The organism is Shewanella sp. (assembly GCF_048265805.1).
Lineage (GTDB): Bacteria > Pseudomonadota > Gammaproteobacteria > Enterobacterales > Shewanellaceae > Shewanella.
The window spans coordinates 38,237-52,305 of record NZ_JBLXAT010000019.1; the positions used below are offsets into that span (position 1 = coordinate 38,237).

A 14,069-nucleotide genomic window follows, 5' to 3' on the forward strand; every position below is an offset into this window, starting at 1 on the left:
CAACGTTCAGGAGGCGTTTAAATGAACCCTTCGGGCAGCGACAGCGCGCAATTTATTCAGCGTTAGGCGCTGTTGGTGGAGAATAACGGCACATCACCTGCCTTGCCTAAATCACGCGCTGCCAGCTGTAAAAACAATCAGCAAAGATAAACAGCCCCTATGGTCATATTGTCCTAGATCCAGTTACTAATGGCTACTGCAGATCAAAAAACGGGAAATGGTCGCTTGTTCAACGTTATATAGTTTAGTATATATCGATTGCTTAACTACACTCACAAGGATCGACAGGAATGAAAGTTGGAATAAAACTGCTGTTAGGGGCCATGTTAGCCACCTCTATCTCTTTTGCCGCTATAGCCAAAGAACAAGTGACGGTGTTTGCCGCCGCGTCATTAACCAATGCCTTGACCGACATCGGCCAAGTGTTTGATAAAACGCACGATACCAATACCCGTTTCTCATTTGCTTCATCATCTACTTTGGCGCGTCAAATCGCTGAAGGTGCACCGGCTGAAGTGTTTTTGTCGGCTAACCAAAAGTGGATGGACTATCTGGTAGAACAAAAAGCGGTAGATAGCGCTAGCCGCATCACGCTGCTGCATAACTCTTTAGTGATGATTGCGCCTAAAAGCCGTGGTTTGAAAGATGTGACCATTGACGCAAAACTCAATATCCCGCAACTGGTTGGTGATAGCCGTATGGCAGTGGGTGACCCTGACCACGTCCCCGCAGGCCGTTACGCTAAAGAAGCGTTGGAAAACCTCGGTTTGTGGGCCGCGAGTGAACCGCTGTTGGCGCGGGCGAATAACGTACGTGCAGCATTAGCTTTAGTTGAACGTGGCGAAGCCACTGTGGGCATTGTATATGCCACTGATGCACTGGTGTCTTCATCCGTAGCAACCGTGGCGGAGTTTCCTGCTAGCAGCCACAAGCCAATTGCCTATCCAGCGGCGTTGATCTCAGCTCAACCTACTGCTGGCAGTAAAGCATTTTATGATTACCTCACCAGCGATACCGCCAAAGCTATCTTCGTTAAATACGGTTTCAAGGTGCAGTAATCTATGTCCCTGCTTACCGAATATGAAGTCGTGGCGTTGACATTGAGCCTCAAAGTGGCACTCACGGCGGTGTGCGCCAGTTTACCGTTGGGAATATTGGCAGCTTGGGTATTGGCCCGCTGTAACTTCCCCGGTAAATCGTTGCTTGATGGGATAATCCACTTGCCACTGGTGTTACCGCCAGTGGTGGTGGGCTATTTGTTGCTAGTCAGCATGGGACGCAGCGGTTGGCTGGGAGCATGGCTGTATAAATATCTTGGTATTAGTTTTAGTTTTAGCTGGCGTGGTGCGGCGTTAGCGGCGGCCGTGGTGGCGTTCCCACTGATGGTGCGTGCTATTCGCCAAGCGTTCGAAGCGGTCGATACGCGGTTAGAGTTGGCCGCTCGTACCTTAGGTGCGGGGCGGCTCAAGGTATTTTTTACCATCAGCTTGCCGCTTACCGCTCCGGGAATTGTCTCCGGTATGGTGCTGGCGTTTGCTCGCTGTTTGGGGGAGTTTGGTTCAACCATTACCTTTGTGTCGAACATTCCAGGCGAGACCCGCACCATTCCGCTAGCAATGTACTCTTTTATTGAAACCCCAGGTGCAGAAGCTCAAGCCGCCCGTTTGTGTGTGATTGCGATTGTGATCTCCCTAGTGTCATTAGTGGCATCGCAATGGTTGGGTAAACGCGTGCAGTTGAGGGCGAATGGTCAATGTTAACTATCGATGTAACCAAGCAGTTAGGTGACACTCACCTACAAGTGAATGCCGAATTACCCACTTATGGTGTTAGTGCCATCTTTGGCCGTTCTGGTGCCGGTAAAACCTCGCTGGTGAATATTCTTGGTGGCTTAGCCACACCGGATAGCGGCCGTGTACAGTTAAACGAGCGGGTGTTGTTCGATGCTCGTCGGCGCATCAACTTGCGCCCTGAACAACGGCGCGCCGGGTTTGTATTTCAGGATGCGCGTCTGTTCCCGCATTACAGCGTTAGTGGCAACCTCAACTATGGTCGGCCACGCCGTGCCAGCAAGGCGCAATTTGATACCGTGGTTGAACTGCTCGGACTGGAAAAATTGCTCAGCCGATATCCCGCTGGCTTATCTGGCGGTGAAAAACAGCGTGTCGCCATTGGGCGTGCGTTGCTTACCGAGCCAGAGATGTTGTTGATGGATGAACCGTTAGCCTCGCTCGATCTACCGCGTAAGAAAGAGTTGCTGCCTTACCTGCAACGCCTCGCCGATGAGTTAAAGCTGCCGATTGTGTATGTGAGCCACAGCTTGGATGAAATTCTACAGCTAGCCGATCACATGTTAGTGATCGACAACGGTAGCATGGTGCTCAACGGCCCGCTGGAAACCGTGTGGGATAGCCCATTACTGCGGCCATGGCAGTCAGTGCAGGAACAAAGTTCGTTGCTGTCCGCTAAGGTGATCAACACCATGTCAGCGTATGAGATGAGCCAACTGGCGGTGGCCGATGGCGCGGCAATTTGGGTCAACCAGTTGTTGCCATTGGACAGCCAATACCGCGTGCGGGTGCACAGCAATCAAGTGTCGGTGTGCCGTGAGCGACCACATGCCACCAGTATCCGTAACGTGCTGCCGGTGAAGCTGGCGGCGATAGATGGCAAAGATAACTCGCAGCATGTCAGCCTTAAGTTGCAACTGGGCGATAAAGTGCTGTGGGCCAACATTACCCGTTGGGCATTGGATGAGCTGCAACTGCAATTGGGTGAGCAAATCTTCGCGCAAATCAAAGGGGTAAGCCTAACTGCGGCTGATCTCGCGTCCGTGTAAACAAGGTGCGCTGCGTCGGTACATCGGCTGTGACTGGCAGCGCAAGATGGCGGCATTGAGGCGCTTTTAAATTGCTGTTACAAAGTACGGGGTAGTTTTTTGTCTGGTTAACCGCTAAATTTGCGATTAACAACAAAAAGTTGCCTCAAATGATGTAACAATAGTCGGCTACATATCGCCGATATCGCCTTGAAGGACATTTCCATGGGACAAGAAACCTCGAAAATTCTGGTAGTTGATGATGACATGCGACTGCGGGCGTTGCTGGAGCGTTATCTGATGGAACAGGGCTTTCAAGTCCGCGCTGCTGCCAATGCTGAACAGATGGATCGCTTATTGGAGCGGGAAAACTTCCATCTGCTTGTGCTGGATCTGATGTTACCAGGCGAGGATGGTCTCTCCATTTGTCGCCGCTTGCGCCAGCAAGGCAACGCGCTGCCGATTGTGATGTTGACCGCCAAAGGCGATGAAGTTGACCGCATTATCGGCCTCGAACTCGGCGCCGATGATTACCTGCCAAAACCGTTTAACCCGCGTGAGCTGTTGGCGCGAATCAAAGCCGTAATGCGCCGCCAAGCGCAAGAGATCCCCGGTGCGCCATCACAACAAGAAGAGCTGGTGGAGTTTGGCGAGTTTAGTCTCAATCTGGCGACGCGCGAGATGTATCATCACGATGAATCTATTGCACTCACCAGTGGCGAATTTGCCGTACTGAAAGTGTTAGTCACCCATCCGCGTGAGCCACTATCGCGCGATAAACTGATGAACTTAGCCCGCGGCCGTGATTACTCAGCACTAGAACGCTCGATTGACGTCCAAGTATCGCGCTTGCGTCGCCTCATCGAAAAAGACCCGGCCAATCCGCGTTATATTCAAACCGTGTGGGGCTTGGGTTATGTGTTTGTTCCCGACGGTGCTGCCCGTAAATGAAGCGTCGTTGGTGGCAATATCTGCTGCCCCGTAGTGCCTTTAGCCAAACGGTAACCTTGATTGCCTGTTTGTTGCTGATCAATCAATTGGTGTCGTACCTCACGGTCACCATCTATTTTATTAAGCCGAGCTACCAGCAAATTAACCAGCTGATAGCGCGGCAAATCAATCTACTGTTTGCCGATGGTGTCGACATCGGCCGCGAACATCTCACCTTAGTGGATGCATTGAACGCCAAAGTGCATGGCGGCGAAATGCAGATCTTCAACCAAAAACAAGCGCGCGAAGCGGGCATTGATGACACCACTTATTACGGTTTTCTGTCATCGCAGATGTCGGAATACCTTGGCGGTGCAGCGGAAGTGCGCATTTCACAGCATCACGGATTGCAGATTTGGATTAAGCCGCCGCAAGCGCCGTCGGTGTGGATCCAAGTACCGTTAGACGGTTGGAATGAAGAAGCGCTATCACCGCTCAACTTGTACTTAATTGTGATTGGTGCGCTCAGTGTTGCCGGTGGCTGGTGGTTTGCACGGCAGCAAAACCGACCGCTGCGGCGCTTGCGACATGCGGCCTTAGGCGTATCGCGCGGCGAATATCCAGCGCCATTGCCGTTGGCGGGGTCATCAGAAATCATGGAAGTAACCAATACCTTCAACCAGATGGCCGCCAGCATGAAACAGTTGGAGCAAGACCGCGCCTTGTTGATGGCGGGGATCTCCCATGATTTACGTACGCCGCTCACACGTATTCGACTAGCGTCGGAGATGATGAGCGAGCAAGATGCCTACCTGCGCGATGGTATTGTAAATGATATTGAAGACATGGACGCCATCATCAACCAGTTCATCGCTTACATTCGCAACGACCGCCAGCAAGACCGCAGTGCCGTGGATATTAACGCCATTATTCAAGAGGTGGCTCATGCTGAAAATCGTACCGATATCGCTTTGCAACTGGGTGATTGCTGCCAAGTGAACGCCAGTGCGGTGGCGATTAAGCGGGTGCTGAGTAACTTAGTTGAAAATGCACGGCGTTACGGCAATGGTTGGATTCAGATCAGCAGTGGCAGCGACGAAGACGGAGGCTATTTCATCGTCGAAGATAACGGCCCCGGTATTCCGCCCGAGCAAGTCGAACAGTTATTTCAGCCATTTACCCAAGGCGATACGGCGCGTGGCAGTATGGGATCAGGACTAGGATTAGCGATTATTCGTCGTATTGTGGCGCGGCATCAAGGCCGAGTAGAACTTAGCAACAGACCGCAGGGCGGCCTGTGTGCCAAGGTGTGGTTGCCGCAGTGGGCGCCAGCAAGCTAGCACTGCGGTAGTGGGGCGGTGCATCGCGGGCGGCAGCTGCTGTGCCGTTATCTCGCGAACTGCCCCGAGGTTGTTGCTTAACCGAGCATGCTCAACATGGTGTGAGCATCGCTCACTTCAAATGCTTTCGGTGCATCCAGATTAAACTCGCGCACCACGCCATCTTCAATCAGCATTGAATAGCGGCGCGAACGCGTGCCACCAAAGCTGCCGGTATCTAAATCCAATCCCAGTGCTTTGGTAAAGGCGGCGTTGCCATCACCCAGCATCAATAATTCACTGGCGTTTTGTTGCTCGCCCAATGCTTTCATCACAAACGCATCATTGACCGCCACGCACACAATTAAATCGACGCCTTTGGCTTTAATTTCATCGGCCAAGGCAACAAATCCCGGCAGGTGAGCATTGGAACAGGTGGGGGTAAAGGCGCCCGGCACGGCAAACAGCACCACTTTTTTCTGAGCGAATAGTTCGCGGACTTGGTGCTCGACTAAGCCATCTGCAGTGAGTTCACTGAGCACGGCGTCGGGAATACGTTGACCTACTGCAATCATAAATATACTCCGAAATTTTTAGGGTTGAGGACGCGGCCGTGGGCGGCGTAGACCTTTGATAGTGCACCAGAAAAGGGCACCCAACAAGCTTTCAATCAACATTGCCAGCAACAAGCCGGAGAGCAAGCCAAAGACGATTGCTTCTGGCTTTAACAGTAATTGATAACTGAAGTGTTGCCACACCTCTTGGCGAATATCGCTCACTGGATGCAGTAATACTTGTTGGTAAGGTTGCCAGAAATGGCCATTGAAGTTGTGCAACGCTTGTTGCAACTGCTGCTGCCGTGTCACTAAGTCTTTTAGGTTACCACCGCCAGCGCTAAACACCGGATCGGTGCTGGTGGCGTAGTGATTAATCAACTGCTGCAGGTCGCCGCCAAAATAGCGGTCAGCATCGCGCTGAAAGCCCGCGAGTTGCTGCTGCGCTTCGGCTAAATGCGCTTGTAAGCTTTTCTGGTATTGATCGATAAAGCCGGGCACTTGAATCCCCGCTAACACCCCAGTACAAAACAACAATAAGCGTAGATAATCCCGCATAAGTGACAACATGGCCCATCTCCTTGGTGACCGACACATCGTAGTGTGACATAGCTATACCGTAGAATTCGAGTGCTTAGTCATTGGTCGATTCGCAGCTTAAGCCGCCATTGTGGCCTAATATTCGCCACCTTGAAGTACGATTAGGGGTTTTTTTGCTGCTTAAGCAGGTTATCATGTACGGCTAAATAGCGGTTTACCATTGTTGTGGGCTGAACAATGACGCAAAAACCGCCTCGCGTGTTTTTCTGCAGCTGTATTCTGGATTTTTATGTCTCATCACCTCAACGCTGAACTCTCTTTGGCAAGGCGTTTGTACAATATGACTTGGCCGATGGTCTTTGGCGTGCTTTCGCTCATGAGCTTCCAATTGGTCGACAGTGCCTTCATTGGTCAACTGGGCGTATTGCCGTTAGCGGTGCAAGGGTTCACTATGCCGATGCAGATGGTCATTATTGGCCTGCAAGTAGGTTTAGGGATTGCGACCACCTCGGTGATCGCCAAGGCGATAGGCGCAGGTAAAGCGCGTTACGCTAAACAGCTTGGCGGCTTAGTGATCACTATAGGTAGCCTTGGGGTTATCGCAATTTGCGTAGTGATCTACCTGCTGCGTTACCCCATTTTGGCGCTGCTGAGTGCACCAGAGTCCACCCATGCGATGATTGATAGCTACTGGATATACTGGCTTATCAGCGCGTGGATCGGTGCGGTGCTGTACTTCCTCTATAGCATCTGTCGCGCTAACGGCAACACCATGTTGCCGGGCGTGATGATGATGCTCACTAGCCTGTTTAACTTGGTGCTCGACCCGCTATTTATTTTTACGCTAGATATGGGCATCAACGGTGCAGCCATTGCCACCTGTATCGCGTTTGGCCTCGGGGTGCTGTTGGTAAGCCCCAAAGTCTATCGCCAGCATTGGATGCATTTTGATTGGTCAGATATCAACGTCAGCCGTAGCTTGGCGGATATCGGTCATATCATGGGGCCAGCCATGTTGAGTCAGTTGATCCCGCCGCTATCTTCCATGCTGGCTACTAAACTGCTGGCGACCTTTGGTACTGCTGCGGTGGCGGCATGGGCGCTGGGTTCTCGGTTTGAGTTTTTCTCGATTGTGGTGGTGTTAGCGTTAACCATGTCGGTGCCGCCGATGGTCGGTCGTATGCTAGGGGCGGCCGATACCCAAGGCATCCGCCAACTGGTGGGTATTGCGGTGAAGTTTATTTTTGTACTGCAGTTAGTGATTGCCGCCATCGCCTATGTGTCGGCGGGACCGTTGGCGCAACTGATGACCAGCGACCAGCAGGTGAGCCACATTCTCTACCAGCACCTGACCATTGTGCCCGTGAGTTTAGGTTTGCTCGGTATCTGCATGCTGGTGGTGTCGGTATCTAATGCTTTGGGTAAATCTTACCGCGCGTTGCTGATTTCGGCATTGCGGCTATTTGTGTTCTTCCTGCCATGTTTGTGGTTGGGCGCCCAGCTGAATGGCCTGACGGGGCTGTTTATCGGGGCGCTGTGCGGCAACGCGTTGGCAGGCGTGGTGGCTTATCTGTCGTATCGTCGCACTATGGATCGTATTGAACAGCAATTAGCACAACAACGGTCAGATCAAGCATCGGCGGCGTAACACGGTATTAGGCTAATCCATACCGCTGCTACCTAGCTTGGCTAAGTCAGCATTTATAATGCGGATGATGGCGTGGGAAAGTGGGTGCTGGACGGTGGTTAACGATGAGTACTGCTCGAATAGCCGTACTCATCGGTGCTAGCTTTAATCAAATATCAAACGCTTTCTGAATCGATTGGCTTAAGTAAACCACCCATTTATTGTAGTTGCGGTGAATGGTGTGGTCTTCCGCATCGTAGTCCAGATTGTCAGAATTAGCGTATTGGATGGAATAGCTTTTGCTGTCAAACGGGATGTTCACTTCAGCGTAGTGGCGGTTGCGCACCAGAATCGACGCTTTAATCACGCCGTCAGATGCCAGTTCTGGTTTCCAACCACGATCTTTACAACCGCGGACAATGGCGGCGCGTACTTCTTCAAATGTCAGCACTGTGCCGTCAATTTTGCTGGGTACCGCGACATTATTCAGATCTTCAATGGGATTACCTGCCAGGGCAAACCCAGAGGCCATCAACAGTACCGCAGCAAACATCATTTTAACTAATTTCATCGTCATTCCTTGGCGAAAAAGATTGGGCGGATACTTTGGCTAATTTCACTCGCCTCGTCAATATTGTTTATCTTTGCTAACCATTGATAATTACTTTGTCATTATTGATTGCGTTGGATTAACGGCGAGCACTTTAGCTTTGAGAAATGTGAGCGGGCTAAATAGTGTCGAACGGACGGCCTTTGCGTCGTTGTGTTGATCACGCGGGACTCCCTTAGCTCCTTTTAGCATCATCAAGATCAGTTAGCGCGCTTCTTATCCTTTATTTAATCTTCGAATTTCCGCTGATCCCGCATCGGTAAGGTCTAAGAAAGTAACACTCGGGTACACTTTAAGCGTTTCACCTCGCAGCTACTGGCTGAGCCCTGAGCAACAAATAGGGCGAGGTACAGCTGTAGTTGTTCTACCCTTAGATATCTGTGGATGTTGATTCATATATAGGGCAATCAGCCTAAGAGGAGACAATATGGCAAATCAAGGTGATAAATCATCAGGACAGTGTCCGGTGATGCACGGAGGCATGACCTCTTCTGACAAGTCGGTGATGGATTGGTGGCCAAACGCACTCAATTTGGACATCCTGCATCAGCACGACACGAAATCCAATCCCTATGGCGCTGACTACAGCTACCGCGAAGCTCTAAAGTCTCTCGACGTCGCCGCACTTAAACAAGATCTCAAAGCACTGATGACGCAAAGCCAAGCGTGGTGGCCTGCTGATTGGGGGCACTACGGCGGTTTAATGATTCGCATGGCGTGGCACTCTGCCGGGAGCTACCGCATCGCCGATGGCCGTGGCGGTGGTGCTACGGGTAATCAACGGTTTGCACCACTGAACTCTTGGCCAGATAACGCCAACTTAGATAAAGCACGCCGCTTGCTGTGGCCCATCAAAAAGAAATACGGTAACAAGCTCAGCTGGGCCGACCTCATTATTCTGGCGGGTAACATGGCCTATGAATCTATGGGGTTAAAAACCTTCGGCTTTGCGTTTGGCCGCGAAGACATCTGGCATCCTGAAAAAGACACCTATTGGGGCGCTGAAAAAGAGTGGCTGGCACCATCGGGCAGTGACGGCAGCCGCTACTCCGGCGAGCGCGACCTCGAAAATCCGCTCGCAGCGGTGATGATGGGGCTGATCTACGTTAACCCAGAAGGGGTGGATGGCAAGCCTGATCCACTTAAAACGGCGCAAGATATGCGTGTCACCTTCGCCCGCATGGCGATGAACGACGAAGAAACCGTGGCATTAACTGCCGGTGGGCATACCGTAGGTAAAACGCACGGTAATGGCGATGCCGCCGAACTCGGTCCAGAGCCGGAAGGCGCCGACCTTGAAGAGCAAGGCCTAGGGTGGAACAACCATAAGTCACGCGGTATCGGCCGTGACACCGTCACCAGTGGTCTAGAAGGCGCATGGACATCTCACCCAACACAGTGGGATAACGGCTTCTTTAAAATGCTGCTAGAACATGAATGGGAATCAAGAAAAAGCCCCGCAGGGGCCTTCCAATGGGAACCTATAGATATTGCCGAACAAGATAAACCGGTCGATGTCGAAGATGCCGCCATTCGCCATAACCCTATGATGACTGACGCCGATATGGCGCTGAAAGTCGACCCTGAATATCGCAAGATTGCCGAGCGTTTCTATCATGATCAAGCCTACTTTGAACAGGTATTTGCTCGCGCTTGGTTCAAACTGACCCACCGTGATTTGGGGCCGAAATCGCGCTATGTCGGCCCAGATGTGCCAGCCGAAGATTTAATTTGGCAAGACCCCGTGCCACAAGGCCGTAGTGATTACGATGTGGCTGCAGTAAAAGCCAAGATCGCCGCCAGCGGCCTCAGCGTGGCTGAAATGGTCGCTACCGCTTGGGATAGTGCGCGCACCTTCCGTGGCTCCGATGCGCGAGGTGGCGCTAATGGTGCCCGCATTCGCTTGGCACCGCAGAAAGATTGGCAAGGTAATGAACCACAACGGTTGAGCAAAGTGCTCAACGTGTTGGAGAAAATCGCCGCCGACGCAGGTATCAGTGTGGCTGATACCATAGTGTTAGCTGGTAACCTTGGTGTTGAAACCGCCGCCAAAGCCGCAGGTTTTACTGTCGAAGTGCCGTTTGCCCCAGGGCGTGGCGATGCCACCGCAGAGCAAACCGATATCGAATCTTTTGCGGTGTTAGAACCGTTGGCAGATGGTTTCCGTAACTACCAGCAACAACATTATGTGGTGCAACCAGAAGAACTGCTGCTCGATAGAGCGCAACTGATGGGCTTAACCGCCCCAGAAATGACGGTGCTAATCGGTGGCATGCGGGTATTGGGCGCTAACTATGGTGGCAGTCACCATGGTGTGTTTACCGATCGTGTTGGTGCGTTAACCAATGACTTCTTCGTTAACCTGACCGATATGGCCTATAGCTGGAAACCAACGGGCCGCAACAGTTATGACATCTGTGAGCGTGCCTCTGGCGCGGTGAAGTGGACCGCTACGCGGGTCGACTTAGTGTTTGGTTCAAACGCTATCTTGCGCGCCTATGCCGAAGTTTACGCGCAGGACGACAACCAAGAGAAGTTTGTCAAAGACTTCATCGCCGCGTGGGGCAAAGTGATGAACGCCGACCGTTTTGATCTAAAATAATCGCCCAGCAAAGCCACTTCGGTTGTACGAGTCGAAGTGGCTTTTTATTTGAAACGTAGCGTTGAATTGCTCATGGACAAAAGCTTGTTAGATTTTCATCTCTGACTAGAAAGTTTCGGATAAATATTACTATGGGTTAACGCCGCCAGCATGCGCGGCTACGGAATGGAGGCAAAGCCGCAATGTAGTAGACGTCACCGTGCCTGGCATGGTTATGTGGGTTGCTAGGCATTGAACGACAGAGCCAAAACTGGTGGCTCGCCAACCTCAATTAGTCGCCAATTCACGAAGGCTGAGCAATCGACGAGCGCCTCATAAAGGTCTCGGTGATTGGCTTTTAGCTCCGCTGCATGTTCGACCTGAAGTATGACCATTTGCCCTTTAGCGCAGGTAACCGTACTCATCCCATCCTCTGGATCAGAAAGCGACGACATGCAATCAATCCAGGCATTCATGTTTTTGCCATAGAACTCGGGAAAGCCGAACACCCTGGAAAACTCCCGATGAAAAGAGTTCCAATCTTTCAGCTTCCTGCCATCTACGATCACCAAATTATGGATCATGACTCCTTACACATAACGCCCAAAGCAGCGGCCGAGCGTAGCGAGGTCCAGCCCCGCAGGGGCGATGCTGCCTTTGCTTGTGTACGCCCAGCATGGGCATGAACTAATGAGGTGAAAGTCCTCTGTAGGAAGGTCACCGTTCGATAACATGCTGTTATTAAACGTTAACTACTAGCGAATGGCAAGGGCTTACCCGTGAGGGGCGGTCTGAAGGAAGCCGCGAGCAAATTTGCGAGCTGATGAACAAGAACATCATATGAGGCGTAGGCTGAAGGTGAGTTGGCACAAGACGACGAAACCACGTGATCTAACGGCCACCGTAAATGATGCAGCAGTGCAAAGAAAGTTCATGTTCTTATCTGGGGAGATCTGCTTAGCATGCGATCGGTTATTAACCAGTAAGGCTCTGGTCTACAAGTGCCTTGGCTTTTCAATTTCATCGACTGGAAAGAGCGAATCAGATGAAAACCGATAGCGCATGACGGGGCAACTCGGCATGTGATTAAGCAGAAGTCAGCAGACGGCGTAGTAGCCCAACGCCTATCATAATGGATGGGATATGGTGAAGGCCTGAACATATAGAAGAAGGAGGAGTCTTGCCAAACTTGTCGGTACTCACTACGTCGCCAGACGATTACTATCAACAGCGTATTAGCCAGCAACCAGCCTTCAGCAGCAATCTATTTTCGCAACTACTCGAACCTGAGAATCTACACCGAGCTTGGCGACAAGTGAAAGCCAATAAAGGCGCGGCGGGCATTGATGGAATGACCATCGAATCCTTCCCGCGCTGGATGCAACAAGGCGGCTGGCAACAGTGTAAATCTCAGCTTGAGCGAGGAGAATATCAACCCGCAGCGGTCAGGCGTGTCGAGATCGATAAACCCGGTGACGGTAAACGCAAATTGGGGATCCCCACCGTGATTGATCGTGTGATACAACAAGCAATCGCTCAAATGCTCACGCCATTGTTTGACCCCTACTTTTCTGTGAATAGCTTCGGCTTTAGGCCGAACAGAAACGCCCAACAGGCGGTACTACAAGTCAGGGATATCATCAAACAGAAGCGCAAATTTGCCGTTGATGTTGATCTGTCCAAGTTCTTTGACCGCGTCAACCACGATCTGTTGATGACTCAGTTAAGGAGTAAGGTGCAGGATAAGCGTCTGCTGGCGCTTATTGGCAAATACCTGCGAGCGGGCGTCATGGTCAACGACCAATTTGAAGCAAGCTTCGAAGGTGTACCTCAGGGCGGCCCACTCTCCCCCTTATTATCAAACATCATGCTGGATAGTTTGGATAAAGAATTGGAAAGCCGAGGACATCACTTCGCCCGCTACGCTGATGACTTTATCATCTTGGTGAAGTCTCAACGGGCGGGAGAACGTGTTCTCAAGAGTATTACTCATTATCTTGGTACGAAGCTAAAACTGATCGTTAACGAGCATAAAAGCCAAGTAGTTAAGGTAGGTCAAAGCAAGTTCCTTGGCTTCACCTTTAACCGAGGAAAGATCCAATGGCATGCCAACACGTTGCACGTTTTCAAACAAAAGATACGACGACTGACGAACCGCAATTGGGGAGTCAGCATGAGCTATCAACTGTTTAAACTGCGGCAATATATGCAAGGTTGGATCAATTACTTTGGCATAGCCAACGCTTACCAAGGCTGTGTCAATTTAGACCACTGGATCCGTCGTCGAGTGCGTATGTGCTATTGGCGTCAGTGGCGGAAACCACGAACTAAGGTGCAGAACCTACTTAAACGAGGTGTGAGGATCCAAGCTGCCGTTACTTGTGGGATCACAAGTAAAGGCCCTTGGCGTAGTTCGAAAACGCCAGGCATACAGCAAGCGCTGAGTAACGAGTACCTAGAGAAAGCTGGATTGTATTCACTAAGAGATGGATGGATTGCAGTTCATTATCCTAGCCAAATAACAGGTTAGGAGTTCTAAATGAACCGCCCTGTGCGGAGCCGCATGCAGGGTGGTGTGGGGGCTGGAGGCTAAATACCTCCGGCTACCCGATTATACGCACATTAACCATTTTTACGAGACTTTATTGAATAGTAAATATATAAAAGCACGAATGAAAATCCCCCCACAAAAGCAGGTCTGTAGAAGTCAAACGCAGACTCTGAATGAATTAATAGTTGATATATAGCTGTACCAATAGAAATACCTATTGCCATTTTTAAACAGTAAACAAATTTATTTTTCATAACTAAACTTCCTTGTGCTTATAACGTCTTAGTATTTATGCGCTGTGCTGTTTGCAGGGCATAAATCGCTTGTTGGACTTGGCCGCTGCCACATCCATATCAATTGGTATAGATGATGCTATAGGGATTTGCTTTTTTGCGGTAGCGGTTTTTTATACAGTTTGATGGGTAATCACTTGATATCGTTTTAGCTTTCTCATTCTTTCAAGCTCACTTTTGACTGACTAAGGCGCGTGGTCCACTGCATTCCAGCCCAGACTCAGGCTAACTCTCGCACCACATCCC

At 50.9% G+C, this 14,069-nt stretch carries 12 protein-coding genes; 8 read left to right on the forward strand and 4 right to left on the reverse strand.

Annotated features, from left to right (window positions below):
* The first annotated feature begins 290 nt into the window (after positions 1 to 290).
* The 5 genes from modA to envZ all read left to right on the forward strand — a co-directional run bounded on the left by modA (position 291) and on the right by envZ (position 5,088).
* Positions 291 to 1,058: a molybdate ABC transporter substrate-binding protein gene (gene modA, locus ACN0TT_RS13650; RefSeq protein ID WP_417762701.1), complete on the forward strand. Its 768-nt coding sequence runs from the start codon at positions 291 to 293 to the stop codon at positions 1,056 to 1,058.
* Between the two features lie 3 nt (positions 1,059 to 1,061).
* Positions 1,062 to 1,760 (forward strand): molybdate ABC transporter permease subunit, encoded by a 699-nt coding sequence (modB, locus tag ACN0TT_RS13655; RefSeq protein ID WP_417762702.1) that lies wholly within the window; start codon positions 1,062 to 1,064, stop codon positions 1,758 to 1,760.
* Positions 1,754 to 2,839, forward strand: coding sequence for a molybdenum ABC transporter ATP-binding protein ModC (gene modC / locus ACN0TT_RS13660; RefSeq protein ID WP_417762703.1), 1,086 nt, complete (start codon positions 1,754 to 1,756; stop codon positions 2,837 to 2,839). Before modB ends, modC begins: the two co-directional genes overlap by 7 nt.
* 204 nt (positions 2,840 to 3,043) lie before the next feature.
* A complete protein-coding gene (gene ompR / locus ACN0TT_RS13665; protein WP_417762704.1) occupies positions 3,044 to 3,769 on the forward strand; it encodes a two-component system response regulator OmpR in 726 nt (241 codons plus the stop codon).
* On the forward strand, positions 3,766 to 5,088 hold the full coding sequence (gene envZ / locus ACN0TT_RS13670) for a two-component system sensor histidine kinase EnvZ (RefSeq protein WP_417762705.1): 1,323 nt from the start codon (positions 3,766 to 3,768) through the stop codon (positions 5,086 to 5,088). The genes ompR and envZ overlap by 4 nt, the downstream gene beginning before the upstream one ends.
* Positions 5,089 to 5,165: 77 nt before the next feature.
* On the opposite strand, the gene ACN0TT_RS13675 is transcribed toward envZ, so the two are convergent.
* Both ACN0TT_RS13675 and ACN0TT_RS13680 read right to left on the reverse strand, forming a co-directional pair.
* Complete coding sequence (locus ACN0TT_RS13675; RefSeq protein ID WP_417762706.1) at positions 5,166 to 5,642, reverse strand: peroxiredoxin; 477 nt, start codon at positions 5,640 to 5,642, stop codon at positions 5,166 to 5,168.
* 18 nt (positions 5,643 to 5,660) lie between these two features.
* Positions 5,661 to 6,191 (reverse strand): DUF2937 family protein, encoded by a 531-nt coding sequence (locus tag ACN0TT_RS13680; protein ID WP_417762707.1) that lies wholly within the window; start codon positions 6,189 to 6,191, stop codon positions 5,661 to 5,663.
* 310 nt (positions 6,192 to 6,501) lie between these two features.
* Between ACN0TT_RS13680 and ACN0TT_RS13685 the strand changes: the two genes are divergently transcribed.
* The gene (locus ACN0TT_RS13685) at positions 6,502 to 7,809 is read left to right on the forward strand and encodes an MATE family efflux transporter (protein ID WP_417762708.1); all 1,308 of its coding nucleotides are present in this window, start codon (positions 6,502 to 6,504) and stop codon (positions 7,807 to 7,809) included.
* 148 nt (positions 7,810 to 7,957) lie between these two features.
* Here the strand turns inward: ACN0TT_RS13685 and ACN0TT_RS13690 are convergent, their stop codons facing one another.
* Positions 7,958 to 8,359 (reverse strand): hypothetical protein, encoded by a 402-nt coding sequence (locus ACN0TT_RS13690; protein WP_417762709.1) that lies wholly within the window; start codon positions 8,357 to 8,359, stop codon positions 7,958 to 7,960.
* A 466-nt stretch (positions 8,360 to 8,825) separates the two neighbouring features.
* On the opposite strand from ACN0TT_RS13690, the gene katG reads away from it, so the two are divergent.
* Positions 8,826 to 11,000, forward strand: a complete 2,175-nt coding sequence (katG, locus tag ACN0TT_RS13695) for a catalase/peroxidase HPI (RefSeq protein WP_417762710.1) — start codon at positions 8,826 to 8,828, stop codon at positions 10,998 to 11,000.
* Positions 11,001 to 11,224: 224 nt separating this feature from the next.
* On the opposite strand, the gene ACN0TT_RS13700 is transcribed toward katG, so the two are convergent.
* Positions 11,225 to 11,563 carry a barstar family protein gene (locus ACN0TT_RS13700; protein ID WP_417762711.1) on the reverse strand — a complete coding sequence of 113 codons (339 nt, stop codon included), beginning with the start codon at positions 11,561 to 11,563 and terminating at the stop codon, positions 11,225 to 11,227.
* A gap of 596 nt (positions 11,564 to 12,159) precedes the next feature.
* On the opposite strand from ACN0TT_RS13700, the gene ltrA reads away from it, so the two are divergent.
* Entirely contained in the window at positions 12,160 to 13,509 is a 1,350-nt protein-coding gene (gene ltrA / locus ACN0TT_RS13705; RefSeq protein WP_417762712.1) for a group II intron reverse transcriptase/maturase, read from the forward strand.
* Positions 13,510 to 14,069 lie beyond the last annotated feature (560 nt).